The organism is Rhodococcus sp. NPDC006774 (assembly GCF_040636045.1).
Lineage (GTDB): Bacteria > Actinomycetota > Actinomycetes > Mycobacteriales > Mycobacteriaceae > Rhodococcoides.
The window spans coordinates 55,799-69,489 of sequence record NZ_JBEYIW010000004.1; the positions used below are offsets into that span (position 1 = coordinate 55,799).

Consider the following 13,691-nt stretch of genomic DNA (forward strand, 5'->3'; position numbering starts at 1 on the left):
TGCCGACCCAGTAGTACGGCATCGCTGCTGGGTATGGTCGGCGGGTGAGCTTCTCGGTGCGGACTGCAACGTCGTTCGCGGATCTGCGCGCGATTCTCGGCCCGAAGAACCCGACGTCGTCGGTCTGTTGGTGTCTGAGCCACCGGATCGATTCCGCAACCAACCGGTCACTGGTAGGCCCGGACCGCGCCGCGTACGTCGCGACGCTGACCCGTCGAAAGGTCGCGCCGGGCGTGCTGGCCTACGACGGGGACGAGGTGGTCGGCTGGGCTGCGGTGGCACCACGCTCAGAGTTGCCGTTCGCGCGATCCAACAAGATTCCGCACGTCGACGAGCTGCCGGTCTGGACGGCCTGGTGCTTCCGCGTCAAGGCGGGCCACCGCAAACGCGGTATCGCGCATGCGTTGTTGGCCGGTGCCGTTCGGTTCGCCGCCGATCACGGTGCTCCCGCGATCGAGGGCTATCCGGTGGACAACAAGGGTGCGAAGGTCGACCTGACGATGGCCTACGTCGGCACCCGCGGACTGTTCGAGTCGGCGGGCTTCGAATTCGCGGCAGAGACGACGTCGGTATCGGGCGGAATCCCACGGGTGATCATGCGAAAAGATCTACGCCGCTGAGGTAGTGCAGGAGAGTCCGAAGCCTCACGTTCTCGTGCTGACGCTGCCGCACGGCTGCAGGGTTGCGCCCACCTCTGCACGCAGGCAGTCCCTGCTCATCGACCGCGCACGGCACCGAGTGTCTATGATGAAATCGTCGTTGCCGGGTGCGTGCGCTCGGGAAGTCTGAACCGCTGCCGTGATGCATCCGACGGGAAGTGCAGTAGTGAGAAAGTCTGCTCCACAGTCGATGTTTCGAGACGGAGCCGGAAGCCTGGCGTTGATCGCGGGCATCGTTGCTGTCACCAGCGCGTTCGTTCCGTTCATCGGAGACTTCGTTGCTGTCCCGACCGGAGTGATCGCCGTCATCAGTGGCTGGATCGGTCTCGGCCGCGCCGTCGACGGCACAGCGTCGAACGGGCGCGAGGCCGTGATCGGTGCCGCTCTGGGCGGTGCGGGGCTGTTCGTCGTGTTCCTGACGTTCGCAGCCACCGCTGTGTGATCGCCCGCCTGACGCTCGTAGGTACTCGTTCGCTCGAGGCCGAAGAGCCACAGTGCCGAATGATCCTCTCCCATACGGATCATCCATCCGTATTTTCGCTCGCACAGTGTAGAGAAAATCCATCCCGCCCTCGGAAGGCTTCACCTACTGTCTGCAGGCATGACCATCGATCGAGTACCGGTATCCGGCGGAGACATCGTCGTCGAAACACACACCGGGACCAGCGAGCCCGTTCTCGTGGTGCACGGGGTCTCGAGCCAGCGCATGCTGTGGGGCTGGCTACGCGCAGAGTCGCCGCACCTGACTCTCGTCGCACCGGATCTCCGCGGCAGGGGCGACAGCGTGGACGTCACGGGACCGTCGTCGTTGACCCAGCACGCAGACGATCTGGACGCCGTCTTGGATGCTCTGCAACTGGGCGCCGTGCACGTGTGCGGAATGTCGATGGGCGGCTTCGTGGCGGTCGAATTCGCGGCCAGGTATCCATCCAGAGTGAAAAGCCTCGTTCTCGTCGACGGGGGCGTTCCGGTGGCACCGCCCGCCGGTCTCACACAGGACAACGTCGCGGCCGCTTTCGCGGACAAGATTGCTCGAACTCAGCAGCGGTGGGACGACATCGAGGATTACATCGAGTTCTTGGTGTCGACCTCGTTGCCGCTGCTCGACCGCAGCGACCCGCTGCTACGGACGTATGCCGAACACGATCTGGCCGACGGATCGATTCGACTGTCGTCCGCTGCGGTCGTCGCCGACGCCACAGACGTGTTCTTCGGCGCTTCGCGGTTCCGGGAACTGACGATGCCGATTCGATTCCTGCACGCGCAGTGGAGCGTTGGTGCAGAATCCGCCCCGATGTACTCGCCTCAGGGCATCGACGCACTCGACCTGACGTCCATCACCCCGATGCCGGGGCTCGATCACGCCGGGACGATCATGACGTCCGTCGGTGCTGCCGCTGTCGGAGCGATCGTCGATCGGGCTCTGCGAGGTGAATGACCAGCTGATTCGTTACGAGCGGCGAACAGTCGCACTACGGAGCCGCTCTTTCGCGTTTGCCTAGGTTCGATCCCGAGCCAGGATGCGTTCGAGGTAGTCGAGGTCTTCCCGGAGCATGGAGATGGCCCGTTCGGGTCCCTCGGGTACGACGGGCTTGCCGCTCTCCTGAGCAACGGTGCGCAGTGCCATGTCGGCGAGTTGGACGGCCACGCTCCGATCGGCGTCGGGATCACCGCTCTGATGCCACCAGGCGACCCAATTGAGCATTCCGATGATGCCGAGTGCCGCAGTACGCGGGTCGACAGGCCTGAACTCTCCTGCCTTGACACCGCTTTCGACGACCGTCACGAACTCCTTGAGCACGTGCCGACGGCTCTGCTGGTAGGTCCGCGAAATCTCCTCGGGGAGATCGGCTTCCGACCTGATGATGAGCTTGAAACGGTCGGCGGTTTCAGCTTGGTTCAGGGCGATCGCGGTGGCCATCTTGCGAAGCTTCTCGGTGGGACCGAGATCGGATCGCTGGTTGATCTGGTGCAGAACTGCGGCAGGCGTCTCGGTGCTCTCACTGATCAGACGCGACAGCAACTCGTCCTTGTTCGCGACGTAATGGTAGAGCGCCGGCCGGGTGAGGCCCGTTGCGTCGGCGATGTCCTGGAGGGTCGTACTGGCAAACCCCTTCTCCGCGAACAACCGCGTGGCCTGGTCGAGAATCTGCTTCTCGACCAGCTCCCGACGCGGATTCCTCGCCGCGCCCCGCTGTGAGTCCTCGCGTGTCATGACCGAAGAATAACCGTCGCTCCCGTCAACGACCGACAGACACGAGGTGGGTACGCGCACCGACCAGACCTGCCACCGCGTCGGGCATCCACTCCTCCGGCACGTCGACGACGACGAGTGCACCGGTGCTGCGCATCATTCGCTCCGCGACATCGAGTCGGGTCAGGACGTGATCACGCTCGCCGGACCCGGTCAGCCACACCGTGGAGCTTGCCCTGGACTCGTCGACGATGGCCGTCGCCTTCTCGTTCCACGCAGATTCGACGTCCACGGAGACCACCGTCGTCGTCGGGTCTTCGCGAAGATCGGACGGGGCGAATCGGTCGGGAAACGACCGGCCACCGTGCTCGATGGGGCGCGAGAGGATCCACCGAGACACATCGACGGGAACCTCCGAGTCCGCAGGGACCTTCGCGTAGCTCGCGATTCCCTTCCACGCCACCTCGGGGGCAGATTCGAGAAACCGCTCTAGACCGACCTTTCCGGCGCGCGTCATGTACGCCACCATCAGTTGCTCCACGGGCAGATTCATCCGTTGTGGGAAGGACTCCCACCACTGTTCACTTCGCACGGCAATCTGCTGAAGGTGTTCGACCGCGGGGCGACGCACCCGTTCGTACTCGGTGAGGGCTTCGCCGACGGTCGCAGCCGACGCCAGTGCAGCGTCGAGCGCGATGGCGTCCTCCATGGCCAACTTCGTTCCCGATCCGATCGAGTAGTGGGCTGTGTGTGCGGCGTCCCCGAGAAGAACGACGTTGTCCACGGACCATTTGCGGCACTTGACGGTTCGGAACTGCATCCACCGGGTCCTGTTGCCGATGAGCCTGTGTTCCTGGAGGGTGTCGGCAAAGGCAGACTCGAGGTAGCGCAACGATGCCTCATCACTGTCGGTCGGGTCGGTGGCTGCTGTCGTGACGTCGAAGCCCGCGCGATGCCACGTGTCGAGATCCGTCTCGATCAGGAACGTACTGCGATCCGGCGCATAGGGATACGCGTGCGCGACGAAAGTGCCGTGCTCGGTGGTGACGGGTACGAAGATGGCGCTTGCCAGTGCGAAATCCGTTCCGCACCAGAGGTAGAGGCCGGTCCCGGTGGTGATGTCGGTGCCGAAACCCGGGTCTGCCGTTCGCGTTGCGCTGTTGATTCCGTCCGAGGCGATGACGAGGTCGACATCGAGATCGCCCGGTTCACGGCGTTCGCCGAATTCGAGCCGGACACCGGCGTCACGCGCTTGCTCCTGCAGGACGGACAGCAGCGAGGTACGGGCCACAGCGAGCAGATCACCGTGGGCCAAGCGGGCGATCGACTCCCCCACCTGCATCGACATCTCGTGTGAATACGACTGGGCCACAATTGCATCGAGTGATGCAGCGTCGGCCTGACGTAGATTTCGCTGCGTCCGTGAGGCGAGGCCGACTCCGAACCCGAACGTAGTGTCCGGTGAACTCTGTTCGTAGACGGTGATCTCCGCGTTGGGATTGGACAGTTTCAGCAGCCGCGCGGCGTAGAGGCCACCGGGGCCCCCGCCGATGACTGCGACGCGGTCGAGTTTCATTGTTGCCTCTCGAGCTTCGCGGCGATGTCCAGCCGCAAACGCTTCTTGTCGATCTTGTTGACGTTGGTTCGGGGAAGCGCGTCGAGCCATTCGAGGCGCTCCGGCCATTTGAACTTGGCCACACCGAGTCCCGTGAGATGGTCCTGCACGTCGGCCATCGTCAACGGGGCCCCGTCGGTGACGAGATACGCGCACGTCTTCTCGCCGAGTCGAGGGTCGGGCATTGCGACGACGGCCGCGCCCACGATGGCCGGATGGTCGAGCAGAAGAAGCTCCACTTCCTCGGCGTTGATCTTCTCGCCGCCGCGGTTGATGAGGTCTTTGATGCGACCCTCGATCGTGACGTACCGCTCGCCGTCGACGACGGAGATCGACGCCAGATCGCCGGTTCGGTAGAAGCCGTCGGAGGTGAAGGCAGTCCGATTGTGCTCGGGGGCACCGAAATACCCGGTGATCGTGTACGGGCCACGGCAACACAATTCGCCGACTTCCCCGTCGGGTAGCTCGATCTCCGTGCCGGGATCGAGAATGCGCACCTCGTCCTCGGCGCAGACAGGAGTACCGACTGTGGTGATTCGAGCGTCGCGAGGGGCGGCGACAGGGGTGACGGTGAGCAGCCCCTCGGACATCCCGAACAGTTGACCCGCCCAATGATCTCCGCCGTCGTCGACGCGGTCCATCAGTGCCGGTGAGACTTTGGCACCGGACAGGATCACGTGCCGCAGACGCTCACGCACGCGATCGAACTCGGGGCTCGACACGGCCTGGTAGTGACCGTGGCCGATCAACACCTCGGTGGCCTCCGCGCGCTCCATCAGGTCGAACGCCGATCCGACGTCGGCGGTCGCGAGTACCAGGCACGCGCCCACCGAATGCGAGGCGTGCAGACCGCAGGCAATCCCTGCGTTGTGCACGATGGGGATCAGATGGGCGACGCGGCTGTCCGCGGTCCACTCGAGCCGTTGGGCGTACATGAGTGCGTTGTTCCAGTACTCGGCATGGATCCGTGGGATGACCTTGGGCACTCCCGTTGTTCCTCCGGACAATTGGAATGCAACCACATCCTCGGGATCCGTCTCCGCCTCGATGGCCTCGACGAGAGCTCGGGCCTCGGTGGGATCGATGCCGCGCCCGAGGTCTTCCAGCCGCAGTTCGTCGGTCTCCACCGCCCCGACCGTCACCACGTGGCGAACGGTCTCGCTGCCCGCGGCGTGTTCGTGGGCGAACGAGACCAGATCGAACGACGGCAGGCCGGCCTCGACCACATGCGCGACCGCGCCCACCGCCGCACCGATGTGCGCGATCTCGTGCATTCGGTGCGCGGCCAGCGTGGCGACCGGAACCAGTCCGGCCTTGATGCAGCCGTACCAGGCCAGAACCGTCCCGAGCCGGTTCGTCATCTGGAACAACACAGGGTCCAGGCGCGCCAGTCCCAGTCGAATCAATCCGGCAGCGACGGCGTCGGTACGACGGTCGAGTTCGGCGAACGTCATCGAACCCTCGGCGCTGATGATCGCGAGCCGGTCGGGATACCGAAGAGCGATGTCGTGGAACCGGCGACCTGTGGGCAGTGGACTCCACGAACCACTCCGGCGGTAGTGCTGCGCGCGATCCTCCGGGTATCCCACCAGCCGGCCGTCCCAGTCCGAGTGGGTCGCCTCGGTGGTCACCGTCATCGTTCGGCCACCGCTGGAAGCAATCGAGAGATCTCCAACGAATGATCGGGGTGATCGGCCGGGACGATTCCCGAGTACACGGCCGTCCAGCATCCCGGGCAGCACAGCTGACGGAACACGATGGGCGTGTCGACGTAGATGGACGGATCCGACGTCACCTGGGGCCCCGCCGCCGAGGACGGTCCCTCGTAGCGAGCCAGATCCAATACGCCGCTGGTCTTCTCGTCACCGAGCAAACGACCGCACTGTGCACAGGCGATGACCCGAACGTCTCCGACGGTCACCTCGGACAGGTTGTCGTCGAGACGTCTGGCCAGCGAGAGATCCATGATGGGAGCATCGGAGTGCTCAGTGGAACGCGTGCGCCGTTCGTCGATCATGTCTCGACGTCGTCGTGCAGTTGCTGCCTCGTCGACCGTTCCCGCGTCGATCACCACGCCGTAGACGACGTTCGCCCCCTCCGCGGTGACCTTGCCCTCGCGTAGGTCAACGACCACAGCCGCCGGATCGCGGTGCAGCGGATCTCCGTAGCCGCCGCCTCCCTGCCAATGCATGTACAGCACCTCACCGGGAGCGACATAGCTTTCGGCGTAGCACGCGCCGAATTCCTTTCCGCCGCCGAGCTCGTCGAGGGCTCCGGGAATCTTGCCGGCTGCGAACTGCTCGATGACGTCGGTACTGCGCGCCAGGATTTCGAGTCCGGTGTTGCCGGGGTATCCGCCGGCGAGGCCGTTGTTCTGCGCCACGGCTTTACCCGCCGAGGCGAGGACGAGGCCCATCGGGAGTGAGGTGCCGTACGGCGTGACAGCGAGCGATGCACTGACGCCTCCGCGTTGACGACCGGGTCCACCGGAGTCGGGCTCTTCACGACGCCACAGAGTCAGCAGCGGGTAGAGGAACTCGGTCATTTCCGTATCGGGGATGCGCCCCATCGGAATACAGAAGAGTCCGCCGGTGTCCATGCCGTCTGCCGTCGGGCGTGCGCCGTAACCGCCTGCCATCGGTTCCATCATGATGTTGAGGAACGGAACGGGTTGTTCCCCGCGTTCGTCGAGGCCTGCGATCACGGCGGTGTCCCAGGTACCGCAGCACGCAGCCTGCACGCTCTTGCCGAGGTCGACCGATCTGTCGAGCATCTGCGACAGGCATTCGGCGATGAGTGTTCCGGTCAGCCAAGCAGGTCCGATGGGACCACGGCTGACCGCAGCCGGGAAGCTCGCGTTGTTGATGGTGCCTTCTTCGGAGACCAGATCGAAGCATCGCATCAATCCGCCTGCAGACCAGGGAATGTCACCGGCGAGGATCGGAAGCAACGCGAGCATGACGCCGCCGCGCATACCTGCGTACGTGCAGTTGATGACACCCGTCTGCTTGTCGGTGCCGGTGAAGTCGAACGTGAGATGGTCGTCGGTCTTGCTCATCGCGACGGTGATCTTGTGAACCTCGCGGTCACCGGTGTGCGACTGGTCCTGGTAGCCGGTGGCCTTCCAGGTCCCGTCGGGGAGCGAGGAGAGCTTGCTGCGCAGTCGTCCTTCGGCGTCGGTCATCATGCGCTTCATGACGGCTTTGACGGTGTCGGCACCGTACTGCTCGATGACCGCAAGCATGCGGTTGCGGCCGACGGTGTTCGCGCCGATCTTGGCGCGCAGGTCGAGCCCGACCAGCATGGGAACGCGGGAGCGTCGAACCCAGAGATCCGCGATGTCGCGTTGTAGCTCGTAATCGCGGACCACCTTGACCGGTGGAGTCGGAAGCGATTCGGAGAACACGTCTTTCGCCGACGGATCGAACGATCCCAGGCCGGAACCACCGAGGTCGGGTTCGTGGCAGATCGCACTGGTCCAGGCGAACAGCTTGCCCTCGTGGAAGATGGGTTGGTAGACGATGACGTCACTCTGATGCAGTCCCCCGCCGACCCATGGGTCGTTGCACAGGAACATGTCACCCGGCGCGATTCCGGGGTTGGTGGCACGGTGTTGCAAGGTCCAGTAGATCGCCAGGTCGACGGCTCCGACGAGCATGGTGTTGTAGAGGCCCACCTGAACCTCCTGTCCCAGTTCGTCACTGATCGCGAAGTCGAAATCGTTCGCGTCGGTGACGATGGGTGAGCCCGACATTCGTTTGAGTGCCTCGCCCATCTCGTCGGTGACCGACCAGAGTCGGTGTCGGATGACCTCGTAGGTCAGCGGGTCGAGCTCGTCGATCTGCTGCTGGGTGACGGTGTGCACCGGCAGCGTCGGTGGCAGGGTGCGGGCGAGGGCGTCGGGGTCGACGGGGCGGGACGAGAAGATCTCGGACCCGGGAATTGCGGATGTCATGGTTCGGTTCTCCTGTGGTCTCAGCCGGCGACGATGTTGAGGTTGCCGAGGCGGTCGACAGTTCCGGTGGTGCCGTGCGGGACGACGACTGTGGTCGTCGGGACTTCGACGATGGCGGGGCCGGCGAGCACGTGCCCGGCGGCGAGCTTACTGTAGTCGTAGATGTCGGTGTCGACGTAGCCGATTCGGCCGTCCAAGTTGACTTTTCGGGTGCCGATGCGAGCGACCGAGGCGTCCGCGGAGTCGGCCGACTTCAGCTCGGGGAGCGTCGGTGAGAACGGCAGGACGCCGGTTGCACGCACGCGGTAGGTGATCGCCTGAATACCTGCTTCACGGAAACCGCTGTCCTTCCCGTACAAGTCTGCGTAGCGCTGCTCGAAGAGGTCGGACGCGTGTGCGACGCTCGACGAGTCGAGCGAGCCTTCGGGAATGGTGGTGGCAACCTCTGCCAACTGCATCGTGTACCGCATGTCGATTTCACGTTCGACCTGGACAGACGTGAAATTGAGTCCTTGTCGACCGAGGGCTTCACGGACTCGCTTCTCGAGGCCGTCGAAATTAGCTTCTGCGCGAGCAGGATCGAGCGGCATCGCCGCCGGGTCGGACAGCTCGGCCGCGAGGACGATGTTCGACGACGCAAGACCGTAGGCCGAGAACGCCGATGCCACCTGCCCGAGCGGAACGATGACTTCCTTGACGCCGACTTCGGCGGCATAGGCAGCGCAATGCGATGGGCCGGCTCCACCGAATGCGTAGAGAACGAAGTTGCGCGGATCGTGCCCGGCTTCGACGACGGTCTTGCGCAGAAGGTCGCCGGTCTGTGCGTTCTGGACGGCATAGATCGCGGCGGCTGCGTCCTCGATCGACAGACCGAGCGGTTCCGCGATGCGGCGTCGAATGGCCTCGCGCGCCAGCTCTTTGTCGAGTGGTTTGCGACCACCGAGCAATCCGCGTTCGGGGAGGATCCCGAGGACAAGATTGGCGTCGGCATTGGTGGGTTCGGTGCCACCCTGTCCGTAACAGGCAGGTCCGGGTACCGCCTGGGCGCTGTGCGGCCCGATCTGGAGGTTGCCGCCGGCATCCACCCACGCGATGGCACCGCCACCGGAGCCGATGGCGTGCACCTGCAGGGTGGGCACGTTGATCGGGTGGTGATTGATGATGGTGCTCGACGCACGCACCGGCTCACCGTCCACGACGAGGCCGACGAGGAAGGTGGTGCCGCCGACGTCGGTGGCGATGATGTTCTTGTGACCGAGCTGTTTTCCGAGTGATACCGCACCGACCACGCCGCCGGTCAACACGGACCCGACTGTGCTGATCGCGTTCTTCGGGGCCTCGGCTGCGGCAACGGCACCGCCGTTGCTCTGCATCACCAGGAGTGGGCCGGCGAGGTCGAGGGCGCGAAGCTTCTTTTCCAACGAGCCGAGGTAGTCGCGCAATCCCGGGCCGATCTGGGTACTCATGATCGTCGTCGCGTTACGCGCGAACTCACGGATGCGCGGGCTCACCTCGGAGGACAGCGAGACGAACATGTCGGGGTCGATCTCGTGGACCAGCTCACGAATGCGCTGCTCGTGCACAGGGTTACGGAACGACCAGAGCAGCGAGACCGCGATGCCGGAGACGCCGTCGTCGACGAGGCTTCGGATGGCGACGCGCGCGGACTCCTCGTCCAGCGCGACGACGACCGTGCCGTCACGGTCGAGGCGTTCGGTGACCTCGAGTGCGTGTCGCTTGGGGACGAGACCGTGGGACTTGCTCTGTCCCAACACGTTCTGCAGTTGCTCGGGAGAGCCACCGAGGTAACGGCCCTCCACGTTCATGATGTAGATCGAATCCCGATGCCCCTTGGTGGTCAGGAATCCGACCGGCGGAACGTTGCCCATCACCAGAGCATTGAGCGAGGACGTGGTGCCGTGCGCGATGTGGTGGGTGTTCGCGAGCATTTCCTGCACCGGGCATCCGAGTTGTTCGGCCAACGCTTCGAGAACGTCGATGACCCCCTGGGAATAGTCGGGTGGAGTCGAGGGCGCTTTTGCAGCGACCACGGTGCCGGAACTGTCGTCGAGTACTGCGTCCGTGAACGTTCCGCCGACGTCCACTCCGATCACATAGGTCATGCCGGTGTGCTCCTTAGGTCCGAGTCGAAGACGTTCTGGCGTGTGAGAGCGAAACACCCTCGAACACTGCTTACGTCTGCGTCGAGTATTCGACGTGACCGACGACATGTCAAGCATGAATGTGAGTGCTGCCACTTCCCTCGATACTGCCCGACCGGACACCCGGATTCGATTCCCCAGCTCCGGGCCGCTTGACGAATCATCGCAAACGTCGAATACTCGTCATCAGCGTCAATTACCGAAAGGCAGTTCATGAGTATTCATCGTGTGGGCTTGGTCGTACCGAGCTCCAACGTCACCGTGGAAACGGAGATGCCCGCCCTGTTGGCGCGACATCGAGATGCCCGGTTCTCGTTCCACTCCTCGCGCATGCGCATGCAGGCCGTGTCGCCGGAGCAATTGCGGGCCATGAACGCCCAGCGCGAACGATGCATCCTCGAGTTGGGCGATGCCGGAATCGACGCAATTCTCTACGCGTGCCTCGTCGCCCTCATGGTCGCGGGACCCGGGGAACACCAACGGGTCGAGGGGCTGATCGCGGAACAACTCGCCACGGGTGGATCCGATGCAGCCGTCAGGTCGAGCGCGGGCGCTCTCGTGGAAGGCCTGCGTGCCCTGGACGCGAAGAACATCGTTCTGGTGACGCCGTACATGCGACCGCTCGCGGAGAAGGTGGTCGAGTACATCGAGGCCGAGGGCATTCGCGTCCTCGACTGGCGTGCACTCGAGGTCTCCGACAACGCCGAAGTCGGCTGCATCCCAGGCGAACGAGTCATGGACGCGGCGCGGTCCCTGGATCTCACAGGTGCCGACGCCCTGGTGATTTCCGCGTGCGTACAGATGCCGTCCCTACCGCTCGTCCAGGCTGCCGAGGACGAATTCGGCATCCCAGTTCTGTCGGCCGCGACGGCAGGTGCCTACAGCCTGCTCCGTGCGCTGGACCTACCCGTCGATCTCCCGGACGCCGGCTCACTGCTCCGGGCAGACGCCGTCGTCACCTCCTAGATCGCCACTTTCGTAGAGAGGAAATCTTCATGTCCGACTTGCCACACAAGGTCCGGGGCGTCGACCACGTCGCCTACCCCACGTTCGATCCGGCGGCAACGGTCGAGTTCTATCGCGACGTGCTCGGCTTCCCCGTCGTGCACTCCATCTGCGCCGCAGGGTGGGGCCCGGAGAAGCATCCCGACTTCATTCACTTCTTCTTCGACATCGGCAACGACGACCGACTCGCGTTCTTCTACTACTTCGGCCTCGAACCGTTCGACGGTGGACCACAGGGTGATTCCTATTCACGCTTCGCCGAGGACGTACCGATCTTCTTCATCCGCTCGCGTCACCTGGCAATCCACGTCGACAGCGAAGAAGACCTGATGGAGTACCGGCGGCGGCTGGACGGCAGCGACTGGCCCGTGGAGATGCAGATCCAACACGAGACGATCGAGTCGATCTACACGCACGATCCCAACGGCTACATGATCGAGCTCACCCGCGCGATGCGTCCGGTCACGCCGCAGGAAGACCTCGACGCGAACCTCACGATCGACGCCCTGATCGACGTCGTTCGCGGACCCGACCCGAGCATGGCGAACCTGTTGACCCGCAAGGCCGAACTGATCGTCGAACGTGCGGCCGACTGGTCGGCCGAGAACGAGGTGGGGGTTTCGTGACCACGTTGTACGTACTCGACATTCCCGAGAACACCACTATCGCATCGGTGGCAGACGGCGACCCAGCCGTACGCGTCGACCACGTCGGCCCGTACTTCCGCATAGTCTCGGACGGGGACATCGTCATCGATCGTCGGGCCACCGGATGCAGGCACGCCGTCTGGTACAGCAGCGTCTCCGGGCTGTCGCAGTCTCGAATCACACAGTGGGACAAAGACGCCCTGCGCGTCGAGCAGTCATGACTCGGACCCGACTCGGCGCAGGCCGGTACATCGATGCCGCCGAGGCTCCGTCGAACACGGTGACCTCGGCGCACGAGCTCACCACCGCGGACGGTGCCAAGGTCAGCGGTGTGTTGCGCACGGTCCCTGGTGCCGAGACGGTCGTTGCCCTGATGCACCCGAGACAGGACCTGACGCATCACGTTCTCGTGCCCGAGTTGCTCGCCCGCGGATACGCAGTGTGGACTCAGGGCACGCGATCGGTGAACAACGACATCTCCCTGGTGCACGAGCAGGCATTGCTCGACGCCGCCGCCGGGCAGGTGTTCCTACGCTCACGCTCATTCGATCACGTTGTGACGCTCGGACACTCGGGTGGTGGCACCCTGTTCGCGTTCTACCACGAGCAAGCCGGTCTCGCGCCCGGGGATCGGCTGGCGGCAACGCCTGCAGGTCGACCGATCGACCTCGCATCCGCGGAGATGCCAGTGCCGGACGGTGCGATATTCATGGCTCCGCACCCCGGACAGGGTGCGCTGCTGCTGCGACTGATCGATCCGTCCGTCGTCGACGAATCGGACCCCATGTCCGTCGACCCGGCACTCGATCCCTTCGACACGGCGAACGGATTTGTCGACGCACCTGAAAGCTCCACCTATTCCACCGATTTCGTTCAGAGGTATCGCGCCGCTCAGCTCGAGCGAGTCGCTCGGCTCGACGCGATCGCGCGGTCACGGGTCGCCGAAGCATCCGCTGCCCGACGGCGTTTCGAGACAAGCGGCAATCCTGCCGATCGTCGAGATGCGTTGGCACCGAGATTACTGACCGTCTATCGAACCGACGCGGACCTGAGGTTCATGGACCAGTCGCTGAGCCCCAACGCCCGCCCCTACGGTTCGTTGTTCGGCCGACGGCCGGATCTGACGAATTACGGACTCGTCGGTTTCGCTCGCTTGTCGACGCCGGATGCCTGGCTGTCGACATGGTCCGGTCCGAGCTCCAATGCCGACTTCGTTCGGTGCGCACCGTCGGTCACGGTCCCGTCGTTGTTCGTCGAATTGACCGGCGATCAGGCGTGTTTTCCGGAGGACGCGTCGAGGATGGTCGAGGCCCTGGGCTCAGTGGACAAGTCCCGCGTGGCGATCGAGGGCACCCACTTCGGTGGCCCCATTCGCGACGGCGCGCCCACCGGCGCTTCTCTGGCCGCCGCCGACATCGGTGCCTGGTTGTCCGAACACTTCATCTGACCCTCTC

General features: G+C 64.3%; 12 protein-coding genes. 7 read left to right on the plus strand and 5 right to left on the minus strand.

What is annotated here, in order from left to right; all coding sequences use genetic code 11:
- Positions 1-44 precede the first annotated feature (44 nt).
- From ABZ677_RS07625 to ABZ677_RS07635, 3 genes are all read left to right on the plus strand, one after another.
- Positions 45-620 (plus strand): GNAT family N-acetyltransferase, encoded by a 576-nt coding sequence (locus ABZ677_RS07625; protein ID WP_358367978.1) that lies wholly within the window; start codon positions 45-47, stop codon positions 618-620.
- A 205-nt stretch (positions 621-825) separates the two neighbouring features.
- Positions 826-1,101: a hypothetical protein gene (locus tag ABZ677_RS07630; protein WP_358367980.1), complete on the plus strand. Its 276-nt coding sequence runs from the start codon at positions 826-828 to the stop codon at positions 1,099-1,101.
- A 159-nt stretch (positions 1,102-1,260) separates the two neighbouring features.
- Positions 1,261-2,097 carry an alpha/beta hydrolase gene (locus tag ABZ677_RS07635; RefSeq protein WP_358367983.1) on the plus strand — a complete coding sequence of 279 codons (837 nt, stop codon included), beginning with the start codon at positions 1,261-1,263 and terminating at the stop codon, positions 2,095-2,097.
- Positions 2,098-2,157: 60 nt separating this feature from the next.
- On the opposite strand, the gene ABZ677_RS07640 is transcribed toward ABZ677_RS07635, so the two are convergent.
- The 5 genes from ABZ677_RS07640 to ABZ677_RS07660 are packed head-to-tail and all read right to left on the minus strand — an operon-like array spanning position 2,158 to position 10,546.
- Positions 2,158-2,874 carry a TetR/AcrR family transcriptional regulator gene (locus ABZ677_RS07640; RefSeq protein ID WP_358367986.1) on the minus strand — a complete coding sequence of 239 codons (717 nt, stop codon included), beginning with the start codon at positions 2,872-2,874 and terminating at the stop codon, positions 2,158-2,160.
- Between the two features lie 25 nt (positions 2,875-2,899).
- Positions 2,900-4,429 (minus strand): FAD-dependent monooxygenase, encoded by a 1,530-nt coding sequence (locus tag ABZ677_RS07645; protein WP_358367988.1) that lies wholly within the window; start codon positions 4,427-4,429, stop codon positions 2,900-2,902.
- Entirely contained in the window at positions 4,426-6,105 is a 1,680-nt protein-coding gene (locus ABZ677_RS07650; protein ID WP_358367991.1) for an AMP-binding protein, read from the minus strand. Before ABZ677_RS07650 ends, ABZ677_RS07645 begins: the two co-directional genes overlap by 4 nt.
- On the minus strand, positions 6,102-8,423 hold the full coding sequence (locus ABZ677_RS07655; protein ID WP_358367993.1) for a hydantoinase B/oxoprolinase family protein: 2,322 nt from the start codon (positions 8,421-8,423) through the stop codon (positions 6,102-6,104). Before ABZ677_RS07655 ends, ABZ677_RS07650 begins: the two co-directional genes overlap by 4 nt.
- 20 nt (positions 8,424-8,443) lie before the next feature.
- Positions 8,444-10,546 carry a hydantoinase/oxoprolinase family protein gene (locus ABZ677_RS07660; protein ID WP_094739651.1) on the minus strand — a complete coding sequence of 701 codons (2,103 nt, stop codon included), beginning with the start codon at positions 10,544-10,546 and terminating at the stop codon, positions 8,444-8,446.
- 252 nt (positions 10,547-10,798) lie between these two features.
- Between ABZ677_RS07660 and ABZ677_RS07665 the strand changes: the two genes are divergently transcribed.
- The 4 genes from ABZ677_RS07665 to ABZ677_RS07680 are packed head-to-tail and all read left to right on the plus strand — an operon-like array spanning position 10,799 to position 13,684.
- Entirely contained in the window at positions 10,799-11,551 is a 753-nt protein-coding gene (locus ABZ677_RS07665) for a maleate cis-trans isomerase (RefSeq protein ID WP_037176300.1), read from the plus strand.
- A 29-nt stretch (positions 11,552-11,580) separates the two neighbouring features.
- Positions 11,581-12,216 (plus strand): VOC family protein, encoded by a 636-nt coding sequence (locus tag ABZ677_RS07670; RefSeq protein ID WP_037192410.1) that lies wholly within the window; start codon positions 11,581-11,583, stop codon positions 12,214-12,216.
- On the plus strand, positions 12,213-12,458 hold the full coding sequence (locus tag ABZ677_RS07675; protein ID WP_358367998.1) for a hypothetical protein: 246 nt from the start codon (positions 12,213-12,215) through the stop codon (positions 12,456-12,458). The genes ABZ677_RS07670 and ABZ677_RS07675 overlap by 4 nt, the downstream gene beginning before the upstream one ends.
- A complete protein-coding gene (locus ABZ677_RS07680; protein ID WP_358368001.1) occupies positions 12,455-13,684 on the plus strand; it encodes an alpha/beta hydrolase in 1,230 nt (409 codons plus the stop codon). The genes ABZ677_RS07675 and ABZ677_RS07680 overlap by 4 nt, the downstream gene beginning before the upstream one ends.
- Positions 13,685-13,691 lie beyond the last annotated feature (7 nt).

Coding starts and splice junctions, on each gene's coding strand:
- ABZ677_RS07635 (WP_358367983.1), top strand. CDS start 1,261: ATGACCATCGATCGAGTACCGGTATCCGGCGGAGACATCGTCGTCGAA.
- ABZ677_RS07640 (WP_358367986.1), bottom strand. CDS start 2,874: ATGACACGCGAGGACTCACAGCGGGGCGCGGCGAGGAATCCGCGTCGG.
- ABZ677_RS07645 (WP_358367988.1), bottom strand. CDS start 4,429: ATGAAACTCGACCGCGTCGCAGTCATCGGCGGGGGCCCCGGTGGCCTC.
- ABZ677_RS07650 (WP_358367991.1), bottom strand. CDS start 6,105: ATGACGGTGACCACCGAGGCGACCCACTCGGACTGGGACGGCCGGCTG.
- ABZ677_RS07655 (WP_358367993.1), bottom strand. CDS start 8,423: ATGACATCCGCAATTCCCGGGTCCGAGATCTTCTCGTCCCGCCCCGTC.
- ABZ677_RS07660 (WP_094739651.1), bottom strand. CDS start 10,546: ATGACCTATGTGATCGGAGTGGACGTCGGCGGAACGTTCACGGACGCA.
- ABZ677_RS07665 (WP_037176300.1), top strand. CDS start 10,799: ATGAGTATTCATCGTGTGGGCTTGGTCGTACCGAGCTCCAACGTCACC.
- ABZ677_RS07670 (WP_037192410.1), top strand. CDS start 11,581: ATGTCCGACTTGCCACACAAGGTCCGGGGCGTCGACCACGTCGCCTAC.
- ABZ677_RS07680 (WP_358368001.1), top strand. CDS start 12,455: ATGACTCGGACCCGACTCGGCGCAGGCCGGTACATCGATGCCGCCGAG.